We start from the raw sequence: 394 nt of genomic DNA on the forward strand, positions 1-394 counted from the left end.
CACCTGCGATCACTGCACCTGGCGCTTCGATGTCGGCGCCAGCATCAAGAAGCGCATCAAGCACTTCAATGTCATCGCAGCTCGAAGCCCAATGAAGCGGTGTCTCGGTGTGTGATCCAATGAACCGAGCGTTCACCTCCGCACCGAACTCGACTAACGTACCCACAGTAGTAGCACCGTTAGGAAAGTGACCGGGCCAGTCGGTCACCACATGCAACAGTGTTCTAGACATTCCACTACCTTTGCCTTCGTTGTTATTGTCTCTTTCGATAATTCTTGCCGTAGCCAAGCCCGGATTCTCGTCAAGAAGTTGTTTCAACGATGGGACATCGCCAGTGTGAATCGCTTTAACAACGGTTACTGTCAACGTTTCATTTTCGTAAATAAAGTCCAT

General features: G+C 50.3%; 1 protein-coding gene. It reads right to left on the reverse strand.

The genetic code is table 11. The features are described from left to right. On the reverse strand, window positions 1–394 hold a 394-nt coding region (locus tag LRL21_RS44980; RefSeq protein WP_338044794.1), incomplete at both ends, for an ankyrin repeat domain-containing protein.

The organism is Paenibacillus periandrae (assembly GCF_022458865.1).
GTDB classification, from domain to species: Bacteria; Bacillota; Bacilli; order Paenibacillales; family NBRC-103111; genus Paenibacillus_S; species Paenibacillus_S periandrae.